General features: G+C 66.9%; 13 protein-coding genes. 8 read left to right on the forward strand and 5 right to left on the reverse strand.

All coding sequences use genetic code 11. From position 1 onward, the window contains the following. Window positions 1-7: 7 nt before the first annotated feature. Complete coding sequence (locus tag KEC55_RS28370) at window positions 8-844, reverse strand: DMT family transporter (RefSeq protein ID WP_282508431.1); 837 nt, start codon at window positions 842-844, stop codon at window positions 8-10. A 115-nt stretch (window positions 845-959) separates the two neighbouring features. Between KEC55_RS28370 and selD the strand changes: the two genes are divergently transcribed. The 3 genes from selD (at window position 960) to KEC55_RS28385 (ending at window position 3,997) form a co-directional block, all read left to right on the forward strand. After that, on the forward strand, window positions 960-2,024 hold the full coding sequence (gene selD / locus KEC55_RS28375; RefSeq protein WP_282508432.1) for a selenide, water dikinase SelD: 1,065 nt from the start codon (window positions 960-962) through the stop codon (window positions 2,022-2,024). A gap of 72 nt (window positions 2,025-2,096) precedes the next feature. Continuing rightward, window positions 2,097-2,687 (forward strand): LysE family translocator, encoded by a 591-nt coding sequence (locus KEC55_RS28380; protein ID WP_282508433.1) that lies wholly within the window; start codon window positions 2,097-2,099, stop codon window positions 2,685-2,687. Window positions 2,688-2,917: 230 nt separating this feature from the next. Beyond that, entirely contained in the window at window positions 2,918-3,997 is a 1,080-nt protein-coding gene (locus KEC55_RS28385; protein ID WP_282508434.1) for a purine-nucleoside phosphorylase, read from the forward strand. A 208-nt stretch (window positions 3,998-4,205) separates the two neighbouring features. On the opposite strand, the gene KEC55_RS28390 is transcribed toward KEC55_RS28385, so the two are convergent. Continuing rightward, complete coding sequence (locus tag KEC55_RS28390; RefSeq protein WP_282508435.1) at window positions 4,206-4,499, reverse strand: DUF4148 domain-containing protein; 294 nt, start codon at window positions 4,497-4,499, stop codon at window positions 4,206-4,208. A gap of 416 nt (window positions 4,500-4,915) precedes the next feature. Continuing rightward, on the reverse strand, window positions 4,916-5,920 hold the full coding sequence (gene ceoR / locus KEC55_RS28395) for a putative multidrug efflux transcriptional regulator CeoR (protein ID WP_282508436.1): 1,005 nt from the start codon (window positions 5,918-5,920) through the stop codon (window positions 4,916-4,918). A 174-nt stretch (window positions 5,921-6,094) separates the two neighbouring features. Between ceoR and KEC55_RS28400 the strand changes: the two genes are divergently transcribed. The 4 genes from KEC55_RS28400 to opcM are packed head-to-tail and all read left to right on the forward strand — an operon-like array spanning window position 6,095 to window position 12,982. After that, window positions 6,095-6,955: an alpha/beta hydrolase gene (locus tag KEC55_RS28400; protein WP_282508437.1), complete on the forward strand. Its 861-nt coding sequence runs from the start codon at window positions 6,095-6,097 to the stop codon at window positions 6,953-6,955. Window positions 6,956-6,987: 32 nt separating this feature from the next. Further along, entirely contained in the window at window positions 6,988-8,205 is a 1,218-nt protein-coding gene (gene ceoA, locus KEC55_RS28405; protein ID WP_282508438.1) for a multidrug efflux RND transporter periplasmic adaptor subunit CeoA, read from the forward strand. A 45-nt stretch (window positions 8,206-8,250) separates the two neighbouring features. Next, a complete protein-coding gene (gene ceoB / locus KEC55_RS28410) occupies window positions 8,251-11,436 on the forward strand; it encodes a multidrug efflux RND transporter permease subunit CeoB (protein WP_176047566.1) in 3,186 nt (1,061 codons plus the stop codon). 10 nt (window positions 11,437-11,446) lie between these two features. Then, window positions 11,447-12,982 carry a multidrug efflux transporter outer membrane subunit OpcM gene (opcM, locus tag KEC55_RS28415; protein ID WP_282508439.1) on the forward strand — a complete coding sequence of 512 codons (1,536 nt, stop codon included), beginning with the start codon at window positions 11,447-11,449 and terminating at the stop codon, window positions 12,980-12,982. A gap of 104 nt (window positions 12,983-13,086) precedes the next feature. On the opposite strand, the gene KEC55_RS28420 is transcribed toward opcM, so the two are convergent. Next, the gene (locus KEC55_RS28420) at window positions 13,087-13,683 is read right to left on the reverse strand and encodes a TetR/AcrR family transcriptional regulator (protein WP_282508440.1); all 597 of its coding nucleotides are present in this window, start codon (window positions 13,681-13,683) and stop codon (window positions 13,087-13,089) included. A 127-nt stretch (window positions 13,684-13,810) separates the two neighbouring features. On the opposite strand from KEC55_RS28420, the gene KEC55_RS28425 reads away from it, so the two are divergent. Then, entirely contained in the window at window positions 13,811-14,242 is a 432-nt protein-coding gene (locus KEC55_RS28425) for a Tautomerase enzyme (protein WP_282508441.1), read from the forward strand. Window positions 14,243-14,305: 63 nt separating this feature from the next. On the opposite strand, the gene KEC55_RS28430 is transcribed toward KEC55_RS28425, so the two are convergent. Then, complete coding sequence (locus KEC55_RS28430; RefSeq protein ID WP_282508442.1) at window positions 14,306-15,196, reverse strand: LysR family transcriptional regulator; 891 nt, start codon at window positions 15,194-15,196, stop codon at window positions 14,306-14,308. Window positions 15,197-15,230 lie beyond the last annotated feature (34 nt).

Consider the following 15,230-nt stretch of genomic DNA (forward strand, 5'->3'; position numbering starts at 1 on the left):
GCGCCGCTTAGAGCCGGATCAGCGCCGCGCCCGCGACCACCAGCGCGCACGCGGCGAGCCGCTGCGCGCCGGGTCGCTCGCGCATCACGAACCAGCCGATCGCGACCGCGAAGATCGAGCTCGTTTCGCGCAGCGCCGACACGGTCGCGACCGGCAGGTGCCGGTACGCGAGGATCACGATCCCGTAGGCGGCGAGCGAGATCGTGCCGGCGATCGCACCTTGCGTGAGCGCGGTGCGCGAGCCGAGCACCGCGCGCGGGCCGCCGCGCAGCATACAGACGAGCACGAGCTGCGGCACGCTCCACAGCAGGTACACCCACGCGATGTAGCCGAGTGCGCTGCCGGACATGCGCGAGCCGATCCCGTCGCAGATCGAATAGGCGGCGATGAACACGCCCGTGAGCAGCGCGTACGGCACGCCTTCGCCGGAGAACCGGAAGCCGCGCCGCAAGGCGAGCGACATGATGCCGAACGACACGAGCGCGATGCCAGCGAAGCCGAACGGCGTCGGCTGTTCGTGGAGGAAGGCGAGCGCGAGCACCGACACAAGTAGCGGCGAGATTCCGCGCGCGATCGGATAGATCTGCCCGAACTCGCCGCTGCGGTACGCACGCGCCAGCGTGAAGCAGTACGCGACCTCGAGCGCGGCCGACGCGGCGATGTACGGCCACGCGGCGGGCGCCGGCGCGGGCAGCAGCGCGGCGCCGGCGACGCCGAACACGAGATACGGCAGCGACATCGTGCCGAGCTGCACGAGCCGGTCTTCGCTGACGTGGAGGAAGGCATTCCAGACGGCGTGCAGCAGCGCGGAGCACAGCACGAGGCCGATGAACAGGTGATCCATGAGCGAGGGTGTGGGCGGGAGCGGGAAGAGGGCAGCGCCGCCAATTATGTGGGTATCCGGCGCGCTCGCGCGGAATTGTCGATAATAGAACGTTGTTATTCACCGGATGCCGACGATGACCGAAGCCACCCAAGCCCAGCCTGCCGTTCCGCGCCTCACGAGCCTGTCGCACGGGGGCGGCTGCGGCTGCAAGATCGCGCCGGGCGTGCTGTCCGAGCTGCTGAAGCGCGCGACGCCGCCCGCGCTGTTCCCGGACCTGCTGGTCGGCACCGAGACGTCCGACGACGCGGCCGTCTACCGGCTCAACGACGAGCAGGCGATCGTTGCCACCACCGATTTCTTCATGCCGATCGTCGACGATCCGTTCGACTTCGGCCGCATCGCGGCGACCAACGCGCTGTCCGACGTGTATGCGATGGGCGGCAAGCCGATCCTCGCGCTCGCGCTGGTCGGCATGCCGATCAACGTGCTGCCGCACGAGACGATCGCGGCCGTGCTGCGCGGCGGCGAATCGGTGTGCGCGGACGCCGGCATTCCGGTCGCGGGCGGCCATTCGATCGATTCGGTCGAGCCGATCTACGGGCTCGCGGCGATCGGCGTCGTGCATCCGTCGCGCGTGAAGCGCAATGCGGCCGCGCGCGCCGGCGACGTGCTCGTGCTCGGCAAGCCGCTCGGCGTCGGCGTGCTGTCGGCCGCGCTGAAGAAGAACCAGCTCGACGCCGACGGTTACGCGCAGATGGTCGCGACGACCACCAAGCTGAACCGGCCGGGCGCCGAGCTGGCCGCGCTGCCGGGCGTGCATGCGTTGACCGACGTCACGGGCTTCGGGCTGCTCGGCCATACGCTCGAACTGGCGCGCGGTGCGCAGCTGACCGCGCGCGTGCACTATGCGTCGCTGCCGTGGCTCGCAGGCGTCGAGGCATTCGTCACCGACGGCGTGTTCACCGGTGCGTCGGGCCGCAACTGGGCCGCATACGGCACCGACGTGCGGCTCGCCGACGGCTTGCCGCCCGTCGCGCAGGCGCTGCTGACCGATCCGCAGACGTCGGGCGGCCTGCTGGTTGCGTGCGCACCCGAGGCCGTCGATGACGTGCTCGCGTGCTTCCGTGCCGACGGTTTCGGCCGCGCGGTCGTGATCGGCGAGATGGTGGACGGGCCCGCACGCGTCGAGGTCGCCTGACGCCCACTTCATTCACCGGATCGTTTTGACGTCGCTAGAATCGGTGCCTTCCCTCGAAGGCATCGACGACCGATGAATGACTTCCTGTTCGGGCTGATGATCGCGCTGTCGGTCGGGCCCGTCGCGCTGATGATCGCGAACTACGGCATGCGCGCCGGCACGGCGACCGGCGTGCGCGCGGCAATCGGCGTTGCCGCGGCGGACGGCTGCTATGCAGTCGTCGCGTTCACGATCGGCGCGATGCTCGCGAGCACGCTCGCGGCGCATCTGGCGCTGTTCCGTATCGTCGGTGCGCTCGTGTTGCTCGCGATGGGCGCGCGGATGCTGTGGCAGGCGCTGCGGGACCGCCGGCGCACGCTCGACGGCGACCTGCCACCGCCGGGCACTCGCCCGTTCTTTTCGATGTTCCTCGTCACGCTCGCGAACCCGCTGACCATCCTGCTGTTCTATGGCTATGCAACGGCTGCCGCCGGTGCGCACCGCCATTGGCTGATCGGTGCCGCGTGCGTGTTTGCGGGTAGCCTCACGGGGCAGCTCGTGTTCGCGTTTGGCGGCAGCGCGATCGGTCGTTTCGTGAAGTCGCCCGGGTGGCTCGCGGCGAGCCATGTGGTTGCCGCACTCGTCGTGCTCGGTTACGGCGTCGCGGGGCTGGTGCGCGTATAGCACGGCGCGAGGTGGCCGACGTCGCACGTGGCGACCAACCCGATAGTATTCCTGATGTTTGCAATGCAGTGGCGAACGCGCGAATTCCGTCACGCAACGCGCGTCCATTCGCACGAAACACCGCTAGCCGTTTCGTAGTCGGGTTCCGCATCGCGTACGCCCGTTCTATACTCCCTCGCGCAGTCTCCGACAGCCGTTCTCACCCAACATCATCGAAACAAGGAACGCCGATGCTGACTCGCTCCATTCTTTCCGCCGCTGCATTTTCGCTCGCCGCCTGTGCGACCGCGCCGTCGATCGCGCAGGACAACCAGGGCAACAACGCGGGCAACAATGCATTCGCCGAGACCGGTGCACAGGGCCGCCCGGTCAAGGTCATGATCATCACGATGTTCGGTCCGGAGGGCCAGGCGTGGCTCGACCGGCTCGGCCCGTGGCGTGACATCGCCGTGCCCGGCCTGTCGCCCGACTACCCGAACGTTCATTGCAACAAGCAGGACGTGTGCGTCGTGACGACCGGCATGGGTTATGCGAACGCGTCGGCGACGATCATGGCGCTCACGTTCTCGCAACGCTTCGATCTGCGCCGCACGTATTTCCTGATCTCCGGCATCGCGGGCGTCGACCCCGCGCAAGGCACGATCGGTTCCGCCGCATGGTCGAAATACCTCGTCGATTTCAGCCTGCAGTGGGAGCTCGATGCACGCGAGATTCCGGCCGGCTGGAACACCGGCTTTCTCGGCATCAACACGAAGAGCCCGAACGACAAGCCGCCGCTCGACTATCGCACCGAAGTGTTCCAGCTCAACCCGCAGCTGACCGACGCGGCGGTCGCACTGTCGCGCAACGTCGTGCTCGCCGACAGCGCGCAGGCGCAGGCCGCGCGCGCGAAGTTCACGTATGCGCCGGCGAACCGGCCGCCGACGGTGATCCAGTGCGACACGTCATCGGGCAACACGTGGTTCTCGGGCACGCTGATCGGCGAGCGCGCGCGTCAGTGGACGAAGATCCTGACCGACGGCAAGGGTACTTACTGCATGACCGCGCAGGAAGACAACGCGACGTATGAAGCGCTCAAGCGCGCGGCGAGCGTGAAGCGGGTCGACCTATCGCGCGTCGCGGTGCTGCGGACGGGTTCCGATTTCGACCGCCCGTATGCGGGGCAGACGAGTGCCGACAACCTGCTGAACTACGCGGACCAGGGTGGCTTCGCCCCGGCGACCGAAAACCTGTACCGCGCGGGCAATCCGCTCGTTCAGGACATCGTGACGCACTGGGGCGAATGGCGCGACGGCGTGCCGCGCCGGTGAGGGCCGGGCGACGGCTCAGCCGGTGGTCAATGCGAGTGCGGGGTCGAACGGAAAGGCGTCCAGACCGGCGTGGTGTCGTCCCAGTGATCGAGCGGCGAAGGAAGTTGGTCGTTCATGATGTTCTCCTGCAACTAACTGACTCAGCGAGTCGTCGATAGGTGTGTCACGACGCCGCGCACGGGGCAACCCGCTGCGCGGCGTTGCGCGTTTACCGGCCTCCGCCGGCGAGCTGGTTGCTTTCCGGCATCGAGCGATACGGGCCTTGCGCGAGTTCGAGCCCTTGCGGATACGAAGTCGCCTTGCGCAGGTACGCGAGCGTGCCGTCCTTGCGCGCTTGCTCGACTTCCGCGTTCACTTCGGCGCGCGTGCGCGGGCCGTAGTGCTGCGAGTACCACGACGTGTTGCCGTAGTCGCCGGCATGCGGCGTGGCCGAATCGGCGAAGGCCGGTGCGGACACGGCGAGCGTGAGGGCGAGGGCGGAGAGAACGTTGCGGCGGTTCATGGCGTAACTCCTATATTTCGGAGCTGGCGGCTGAGCGCTTACTCCGGTCCCATCAAGCGGGATCTGTTCGATGCGCAACGAGGTGCGCGACAGGGTTTACTCTAGGTATCTGTTCCGTCGCGATAAATGCGGCAGACGCGAATTGATTTGTCGTCGCAAAGGAACAATCGACATCCGCACGAACGGCAGGGTTATGCGGAATTCGCCGGCAGCCCCGTGCAGTGGGGCTCACGCGGATGCGACGGCCACGCGCGACGGTGCACGCGGGCGATTGCTGCTCGCGACACAAAGGTTTGCTGCGGAATCGGAAAGGATCGGCTGCGCCGCGCGGAATGGCGGCTTGAGGGCGGGTGAGGCGGCGGCGAGGCGGCGGGACGACGCGTGGGCCTCGCGGCCCGCGCGCGCAGTTCAGACGATTACGCGACCCACTCGTTGATGACCGGCGTGTCGAGCGCCGGCGCGCGTTCGGCTTCCTCGAACGTGCGCTTGCTGCACGTCGCGTCGAGGCTGCCCTTGCCGCTCAGCAGCGGGCAACGGTCGAACACTTCGGCCACCCAGTCGACGAACACGCGCACCTTCGGCGACAGGTGGCGGCTGTGCGGATACACGACCGAGATCGGCATCGGCAGCGGCTTGACGCCGGGCAGCACTTCCTTGAGCCGGCCTTCGCGCAGGTGCGGCAGCACCATGAACAGCGGCGGCTGGATCAGCCCGAAGCCTTCGATCCCGCAGGTCACGTACGCATCCGCATCGTTCACCGACACGATGCTGTCCATTTTCATCTCGACTTCCTGGCCGTCGGTCAGGAACGTCCAGTCGATCGTGCGGCCGGTGCGGCTCGAGAAGTAGTTGACGGCCTTGTGCTGGCTCAGGTCGTCGATCGTCTGCGGTTCGCCGTGGCGCTCGAGGTAGTCGGGCGATGCGACCGTCACGCATTCGAACAGGCCGACGCGGCGCGCGACGAGCGACGAATCCTGCAGCGCGCCGACGCGGATCACGCAGTCGACGCCTTCCTGCAGCAGGTCGACCGGCCGGTCGGACAGGCCGAGCTGCAGGTCGATGTCCGGATAGCGCGTATGAAATTCGCACAGCGACGGAATCACGAGCAGCCGCCCGATCGAACCGGGCATGTCGATACGCAACTTTCCGTGCGGCTTCCGGTTGTTGGCCTGGAAGCTTGCTTCGGTTTCCTCGACGTCCGCGAGGATCCGCACGCATCGTTCGTAGTACGCGGCGCCGTCCGGCGTGAGCGACAGCCGGCGCGTGGTCCGGTGCATCAATCGCACGCCGAGGAAGGCTTCGAGATTCTGGATGATCGTCGTGACGGACGCCCGCGGCAAGCTGAGCGTTTCTGCTGCCTTGGTGAAGCTGCTTGTATCGACGACGCGAGTAAACACCTGCATGGCCTGAAGCCGGTCCATCACAACCTCCGCAATCTAATTTGCCCCCGGAACAAGAAGGCTGCGCCACCTCGTGGGTAAGCGCAGCCTCGGATTGTTCGGGGGCGTTGAATTGTGTTGCCGGATTATAGGCATTTATCCCAATGTCTGCCGGACCCAGAATTCGTTCCATCTCGAAATGGATGCTGCATCGTCATGGACGCTTCTGAATTCAGCAAATTCCTGAAAGCCGCACTGCTCGCGCAAGCCTTGGCAGGCGCGGCGCTGACGGTCGCCGAAGTGGAAATTCCCGGCTACGCGCAGGACATCGTGCTGCGCCTCTACCGCCGCCCGGACAAGACCGGGTTGCCAGTAGTGCTTTATTTCCACGGCGGCGGCTTTGTCCGCGGTTCGCTCGAAGACGCGGATTTCGCCGCGCGTTTTTTAGCAGAACGCTTACCAGCTCTCGTAGTGTCGGTCGATTATTCGCTCGCGCCGGCTTTTCCTTTTCCGGCCGCGCCGGAGGATGCGTATCGCGCGGCCGTGTGGGCCGCGACGCGTGCCCGCGCATTCGGCGGCAACCCGAAGAAGATCGGGGTCGCGGGCCATGACGCGGGCGGTCAGCTCGCGAACTGCCTGGCATTCATCGCACGTGATCGCGGTGAAGTGTCGATCGCCGCGCAGGCGCTGTTCGGGCCGATGCTCGACCCGAGCATGACGCGCATCGGCGACGCCGAACGTCTCGCATCCGACATCACCGCGCGCGAATGCGCGGCCTGTTATCGCGCGTATCTGCCGCAGGCCGCGCAGCGCATGCACCCGTACGCGGCGCCGCTCGAATCGGTGCGCCTGGCAGGCCTGCCGCCGACGCTCGTCGTCACCGCGCAGAACGACGTGCTGCACGTCGAAGCGGAGAAATATGCGAGCTGCCTGATCTCGTCGGGCGTGCTCACGCAGGTGATCCGCTATCCGGACATCACGCACGCCGCGCTCGCGACGCACGAAGCCGCCTTCGAGGAAGCCGTGCGCTTCTTCCAGTGCCGCTTCCAGGCGCGCCAGCCGAACCGTTCCGAATAACCAAAACCAATCCACGTTTACTGGAGATCCACATGGCCATCCTACGCACCTCCCGCTCGCGAATCGCCACGGCGGCGATCGTGACGCTCGCCGTCGTCGGCCTCGGCACGTTCGGCGCGATGCGCGTCAACGCAAACGCGCCCGAGAAATCGGCCGCGCCGCTGCCTGAAGTCGACGTCGCGACCGTCGTGCCGCAGACCGTGACCGACTGGCAAAGTTATTCGGGCCGCCTCGAAGCGGTCGAGAAAGTCGACGTGCGCCCGCAGGTATCGGGCACGATCGTCGCGGTGAATTTCAAGGACGGCGCGCTCGTGAAGAAGGGCGACGTGCTGTTCGTGATCGATCCGCGCCCGTACCAGGCCGAAACCGACCGCGCGGCCGCCCAGCTTGCCGCCGCGCAGGCGCGCAACGGCTATGCTCAGACGGACTGGCAGCGCGCGCAGCGCCTGATCGGCGACAACGCGATCGCGAAGCGCGACTACGACGAGAAGCAGAACGCGGCGCGCGAGGCGGCGGCGAACCTGAAGGCCGCCGACGCCGCGCTGGAAACGGCGCGCATCAACCTCGGCTATACGCGGATCACCGCGCCCGTGTCGGGCCGCGTGTCGCGCGCGGAAATCACGCTCGGCAACGTCGTGTCGGCCGGCGCGTCGGCCGCGCCGCTCACCACGCTGGTGTCGGTGTCGCCGATCTACGCATCGTTCGACGCGGACGAACAGACCTACCTGCAATACATCAACGGCGCGCGCAGCGGCCGCAAGGTGCCGGTCGAACTCGGCCTCGCGAACGAAACCGGCTACTCGCGCAGCGGCGAGATCGATTCGGTCGACAACCGGCTCGACACGTCGTCGGGCACGATCCGCGTGCGCGCACGCTTCGACAATGCGGACGGTGCGCTCGTCCCGGGCCTGTACGCACGCGTGAAGGTGGGCGGCAGCGCGCCGCACGAGGCATTGCTGGTCGACGATGCGGCGATCAACACCGATCAGGACAAGAAGTTCGTGTTCGTCGTCGACCAGCAAGGCCGCGTGTCGTACCGCGAAGTGCAGCAGGGGATGCAGCACGGCAACCGGCGCGTGATCGTGAGCGGCCTCGCGGCAGGCGACCGCGTGGTCGTGAACGGTACGCAGCGCGTGCGCCCCGGCGAACAGGTGAAGCCGCACATGGTCCCGATGACGGGCGGCGATGCGCCGTCCGCGCCGCTCGCGAACAACGCGAAGCCGGCCGCACCGGCGAAGGCGGATTCGTAAGCGGCCCGCCGCTTCGCATCCGCGTTCAACCAGACAGAGCCACACATGAACATTTCCAAATTCTTTATCGACCGGCCGATCTTCGCAGGAGTCCTATCGGTGATCATCCTGCTCGGCGGGGTGATCGCGATGTTCCTGCTGCCGATTTCGGAATATCCGGAAGTCGTGCCGCCTTCCGTGATCGTGAAGGCGCAGTACCCGGGCGCGAACCCGAAAGTGATCGCCGAGACGGTCGCGTCGCCGCTTGAAGAGCAGATCAACGGCGTCGAGGACATGCTCTACATGCAGTCGCAGGCGAACAGCGACGGCAACATGACGATCACCGTCACGTTCAAGCTCGGCACCGATCCGGACAAGGCCACGCAGCTCGTGCAGAACCGCGTGAACCAGGCGCTGCCGCGCTTGCCGGAAGACGTGCAGCGGCTCGGCATCACGACGGTGAAGAGCTCGCCGACGCTGACGATGGTGGTCCACCTGATCTCGCCGGACAACCGCTATGACATGACCTACCTGCGCAACTACGCGCTGATCAACGTGAAGGATCGCCTGTCGCGGATCCAGGGCGTCGGCCAGGTGCAGCTGTGGGGTTCGGGCGACTACGCGATGCGCGTGTGGCTCGATCCGCAGAAGGTTGCGCAGCGCGGGCTGTCGGCCGAGGACGTCGTGCAGTCGATCCGTGAGCAGAACGTACAGGTCGCGGCCGGCGTGATCGGCGCATCGCCGTCGCTGCCCGGCACGCCGCTGCAGCTGTCGGTGAACGCGCGCGGCCGTCTGCAGACGGAAGACGAATTCGGCGACATCGTCGTGAAGACGACGCCGGACGGCGGCGTCACGCGCCTGCGCGACATCGCGCGGATCGAGCTCGATGCATCCGAATACGGGCTGCGCTCGCTGCTCGACAACAAGCCGGCCGTCGCGATGGCGATCAACCAGTCGCCGGGCGCGAACTCGCTGCAGATCTCGGACGAAGTGCGCAAGACGATGGCCGAGCTGAAGCAGGACATGCCGGCGGGCGTCGACTACAAGATCGTCTATGACCCGACGCAGTTCGTGCGCTCGTCGATCAAGGCCGTCGTGCACACGCTGCTCGAAGCGATCGCGCTGGTCGTGATCGTCGTGATCGTGTTCCTGCAGACCTGGCGCGCGTCGCTGATTCCGCTGATCGCGGTGCCGGTATCGATCATCGGCACCTTCTCGCTGCTGCTCGCGTTCGGGTATTCGATCAATGCGTTGTCATTGTTCGGGATGGTGCTCGCGATCGGGATCGTGGTCGACGATGCGATCGTCGTCGTCGAGAACGTCGAGCGGAACATCGAGAGCGGGATGAACGCGCGGCAGGCGACCTACAAGGCGATGCAGGAAGTGAGCGGGCCGATCATCGCGATCGCGCTGACGCTCGTCGCCGTGTTCGTGCCGCTGGCATTCATGTCGGGCCTGACCGGCCAGTTCTACAAGCAGTTCGCGATGACCATCGCGATCTCGACGGTGATCTCGGCGTTCAACTCGCTGACGCTGTCGCCGGCGCTGTCCGCGATCCTGCTGAAGGGGCATGGCGAGAAGGAAGACTGGCTCACGCGCGTGATGAACCGCGTGCTCGGCGGGTTCTTCCGCGGCTTCAACAAGGTGTTCCATCGCGGCGCGGAGAACTACGGCCGCGGCGTGCGCGGCGTGCTGTCGCGCAAGACGGCGATGCTCGCCGTGTACCTCGTGCTGGTGGGCGCGACCGTGCTCGTGTCGAAGGTCGTGCCGGGCGGCTTCGTGCCCGCGCAGGACAAGGAATACCTGATCGCGTTCGCGCAGTTGCCGAACGGTGCATCGCTTGACCGTACCGAAAAGGTGATCCGCGACATGGGTTCGATCGCGCTGAAGCAGCCGGGCGTCGAGAGCGCGGTGGCGTTCCCGGGGCTGTCGGTGAACGGCTTCACCAACAGCTCGAGCGCGGGCATCGTGTTCGTCACGCTGAAGCCGTTCTCGGAACGGCATGGCAAGGCGCTGTCGGCGGGCGCGATTGCGGGTGCACTGAACCAGCAGTACGGCGCGATGAAGGACTCGTTCGTCGCGGTGTTCCCGCCGCCGCCGGTGCTGGGCCTCGGTACGCTCGGCGGGTTCAAGATGCAGATCGAGGATCGCGGCGCGGTCGGCTATGCGCGGCTCGCGGATGCGACCAACGACTTCATCAAGCGTGCGCAGCAGGCGCCTGAACTCGGCCCGCTGTTCACGAGCTACCAGATCAACGTGCCGCAGCTCAACGTCGATCTCGATCGCGTGAAGGCGAAGCAACTCGGCGTGCCGGTGACCGACGTATTCAACACGATGCAGGTGTATCTCGGCTCGCTGTACGTGAACGACTTCAACCGCTTCGGGCGTGTGTACCAGGTGCGCGTGCAGGCCGATGCGCCGTTCCGCCAGCGCGCGGACGACATCCTGCAGTTGAAGACGCGCAACGACAAGGGCGAGATGGTGCCGCTGTCGTCGCTCGTCACGGTGACGCCGACGTTCGGCCCGGAAATGGTCGTGCGCTACAACGGCTACACGGCGGCCGACATCAACGGCGGCCCGGCGCCGGGCTTCTCGTCGGGTCAGGCGCAGGCCGCGATCGAGCGCATTGCGCATGAAACGCTGCCGCGCGGCGTGCGGTTCGAATGGACCGACCTCACGTACCAGCAGATTCTTGCAGGCGATTCGGCGATGTACGTGTTCCCGATCAGCGTGCTGCTCGTGTTCCTCGTGCTTGCCGCGCTGTATGAAAGCCTGACGCTGCCGCTCGCGGTGATCCTGATCGTGCCGATGAGCATTCTGTCGGCGCTGACGGGCGTGTGGCTCACGCAGGGCGACAACAACATCTTCACGCAGATCGGCTTGATGGTGCTGGTGGGGCTGTCGGCGAAGAACGCGATCCTGATCGTCGAGTTCGCACGCGAGCTCGAACACGACGGCAGGACACCGTTCGAGGCCGCGATCGAGGCGAGCCGGCTGCGGCTGCGCCCGATCCTGATGACGTCGATCGCCTTCATCATGGGTGTCGTGCCGCTCGTCACGTCGACGGGGGCCGGTTCGGAAATGCGCCATGCGATGGGTGTCGCGGTGTTCTTCGGGATGCTCGGCGTGACGCTGTTCGGGCTGATGCTGACGCCGGTGTTCTACGTCGTGCTGCGCACGCTGGCGGGCGGCAAGATCCACGTCGCCGGCAAGGATTCGGCGGGTTATGGCGTGCCGGCTCCCGATGCTTGAGGACAAGAAAATGAATGACTTGCACAACACGAACGGCCTGATGCGCTTCGCGAAGGTGGCGGCCGCGAGCACCCTGCTCGCGACACTGCTCGCCGCGTGCGCGGTGGGCCCCGACTACAAGCGTCCGGATGCCGCGGCGCCCGCCGCGTTCAAGGAAGCACCGACGCTTGCCGCCGGCGAGCAGGCCGGCACGTGGAAGACGGCCGAGCCGGCGGACGGCGAACATCGCGGCGAATGGTGGAAGGTGTTCGGCGACCCGGTGCTCGATTCGCTCGAGACCCAGGCGCTCGCCGCGAACCAGAACCTGAAGGCCGCGGCCGCGCGTGTCGAGGAAGCGCGTGCGGCGACGCGTTCGGCGCGTTCGCAATGGTTCCCGCAGGTTGGCGCCGGGTTCGGGCCAACGCGCGAAGGGCTGTCGTCGGCGTCGCAGTTCCAGCCGCAGGGCACGGGCCCGACCAACGCGACGCTGTGGCGCGCGCAGGGCACGGTGTCGTACGAGGCCGACCTGTTCGGCCGCGTCGGCCGCAACGTCGAGGCGTCGCGTGCGGACCAGGCGCAGAGCGAAGCGCTGTTCCGTTCGGTGCAGCTCGCGCTGCAGGCGGACGTCGCGCAGAACTACTTCGAACTGCGCCAACTCGATTCCGACCAGGACCTGTACCGCCGCACGGTGGAGCTGCGCGACCAGGCATTGAAGCTTGTGCAGCGCCGCTTCAACGAGGGCGATATCAGCGAACTCGACGTGTCGCGCGCGAAGAACGAGCTGGCCAGCGCGCAGGCCGATGCGGTCGGCGTCGCGCGCCGGCGTGCGGCGTCCGAGCACGCGCTCGCGATCCTGCTCGGCAAGGCGCCGGCGGATTTCGGGTTCAAGGAAACGCCGATCGTGCCGGTCGCGGTGAAGATTCCACCGGGCCTACCGTCCGCGCTGCTCGAACGCCGTCCGGACGTGTCGGCGGCCGAGCGTGCGATGGCGGCCGCGAACGCGCGGATCGGCCTCGCGAAGTCGGCGTACTTCCCGAAGCTCGATATCACGGGGGCGTTCGGTTATGAAGCGTCGACGCTCGGCAGCCTGTTCATGTGGTCGAGCCGCACGTTCCTGCTCGGGCCGTTCGCGGGCACCGCGCTGACGCTGCCGCTGTTCGACGGCGGGCGCCGTGCGGCCGGCGTGCAGCAGGCGCGTGCGCAGTACGACGAGCAGGTCGCGAACTACCGGCAGCAGGTGCTCGTCGCGTTCCGCGAAGTCGAGGACAATCTCTCGGACCTGCGCCTGCTCGACGACCAGATCCGCGCACAGGACGCGGCCGTCAACGCGTCGCGCCGTGCGGCGACGCTGTCGCGCACGCAGTACCAGGAAGGCGAAGTCGCCTATCTCGACGTGATCGACAGCGAGCGCTCGGTGCTGCAGTCGCAACTGCAGGCGAACCAGCTCACTGGCGCGCAGGCCGTGTCGACCGTCAACCTGATCCGCGCGCTCGGCGGCGGGTGGGGCGCGGCGCCGGCAGCGGTCGGCGATGCGGCGTCCGTCAAGGCGGAGGTCGCCGCGCGTTGAAGCAGCGGCCCGCCAAGGGCCGTTCAAGCAGGTAGCTGATCGAAGAGAAGAACCCCGGTCCGTGGCAACGCGGATCGGGTTTTTTTATTGGCCGCTCGGGCTCGTCATGGCTGCTCCTCGGGCTTCACGTCCGTGCGTTCGGCGATCACCACTGCATAACGGCCGACCGCATCGGCGATGCGCTGCGCCAGTTCGGGATCGCGCACCGCACGCGCGAGCGTGACGCCGCCCGACAGCAGCGCGAGAAATGCGATCGCGCGGTCGTCGTCGGGCGTGTCGCCCATCCCGGCCGACACGTCGTCGACGATCTGCCGCAGCGCCTGCTCATAGGCGTCGCGCGTGTCGTCGTCGGCGCGCATCACTTCGGGCGACAGGCTCGGCAGCGCACAGCTTTCGCCGAGTGCGCAGGTGCGCCGCGGCCCGAGGTAGAACGACACGAACGGGCGCCGCCAGCGCGCGCCATGCTCGGCCTTGAACGTCGCGACGCCTTGCCGAAGCTGGTCGAGGCCATCAAGGACGACCTGGCGGAACGCTTCGCCCTTCGTCTTGAAATGCCCGTAGAACGCGCCGTTGGTGACGCCCGCCGCCTTCGTCAGCGGACCGATGCCGGAGCCGCCATAGCCCTCCTGGCGGAACAGGCGGCTCGCGGCTTCGAGAATGCGCGCGCGGGTTTCGTGCTTGTGCTCGACGGAATAACGCATGACAGGCTCGCTTCAGAGCGATCGCTCTTTATTGCTTGCATAGAGAGCAATCAGTGTCTAATGTATAGAGAGTGACTGATATTTATATCACGTCACGAATCCGATGACCTGACCTGGAGAAAGTGCGATGCCGATTACGCTGACAGTATCCGAAGGGGTTTTCAAGGCGGACGACGAGGGGCCGGTGTTTGCCGAGTTGACCGATGCGCTGCTGGACGTCGAAGGATTGACCGGGAACGGGTTCCTGGCGCCGAACGTGGTGGGTACGCTCAACGTGCTGCCGCGCAACCGGACCTTCGTGCAGGGCCGGGCGGAGCCCGCGGCGTTCGTCGAGCTGAAGTTGCCTGCGGTGGCGCTCGCGGCGCCCGACAAGCAGCGGCAATTCGTCGAACGGGCGACCGAGATCGTGCTGCATCGAGCGGGTGGGCGGCTGACGCCGGCGCAAGTGTGGGTGAACGTCGTGCATGCCGTCGATGGCGGATGGGGCATTGCCGGGCGACGGTACGACAACGCGTCGCTCGTCGATTCGATCCAGAGTGCGGCGGCTGGTTCGCGTTAACCGCAACTAACGGTCAAGCCGTCGGGCGTTGACCGGCGGTGCGGCGATACCTCGCCGCACCGGCTACACATCGTCGCCGGCAACCCGCAGCGCGCGCACCAGTTCGCTCGCCGCCTTGCCGAGCCCCGTGTGCTTCTGGCGACGCAGATAGACGGGCAACGGCAGCCCGTTGCGGATGTTCGCGAACACGAGCGGCGCGAGTTCGCCGTCGGCGACGTAGCGGCCGATCATCGATTCCGGCAAGTTCGCCCAGCCATGCCCGGCCTTCACGAGCGCGATCGCGGTCGCCATGTCGGTCACTTTCCACGTGCGGTTGCCGATCAACGGCCGCACGTCGGTCAGCGGCCGTTCGGGATCGGCGATCACGATTTGCCGGAAACCGGACAGCCGCTCGATCGCCTCGGGTTGCGCGCATTCGGCGATGGCCGGATGGCTCGGCGCGGCGACGGCGACGAGTGTTTCGGTCCACAGCGCATGAATCTGTTCCTGCGGATGCAGGTCGAGCCCGCCGTATGCGACGCACAGATCGACGGCCGAACGATGCAGCGCGTCGACGATCGCGTCCTGCGGCGCCGTGACGATGCTGATCGCGAGCGCCGGATATTTCGCGGCCACGGCCGTCAGCGCACGGGCGACCGGCGCACCGTCGAGTTCGGCCGCGAGCCCGAGCCGCAACGGATCTTCGACGCCTTCCGACAAATGCTGCGCATGCGCACGCAGTGCATGCAGCCGTTCGGCGATCGCGCGTGCGTCGGGCAGCAGCGCGGCCATCGCGGCGGTCGGTGTCGGTTCTCGCGTGCCGCGATCGAACAGCACGAGGTCGAGTTCGGCCTCGAGGTTAGCGATCGCCATGCTGATCGCCGACGGCGTGCGGCCGAGCGCTCGGGCCGCGGCTGAGAACGAGCCTTTGTCGATGACGGTCAGCAGCATGTCGATGTGGTCGCTGGTCAGCATGCACGGGCCTCCTGTCAGAAAAATTGAAAGGACC

The sequence above is a fragment of the Burkholderia cepacia genome (genome assembly GCF_029962485.1).
In the GTDB taxonomy this organism is placed as follows: domain Bacteria; phylum Pseudomonadota; class Gammaproteobacteria; order Burkholderiales; family Burkholderiaceae; genus Burkholderia.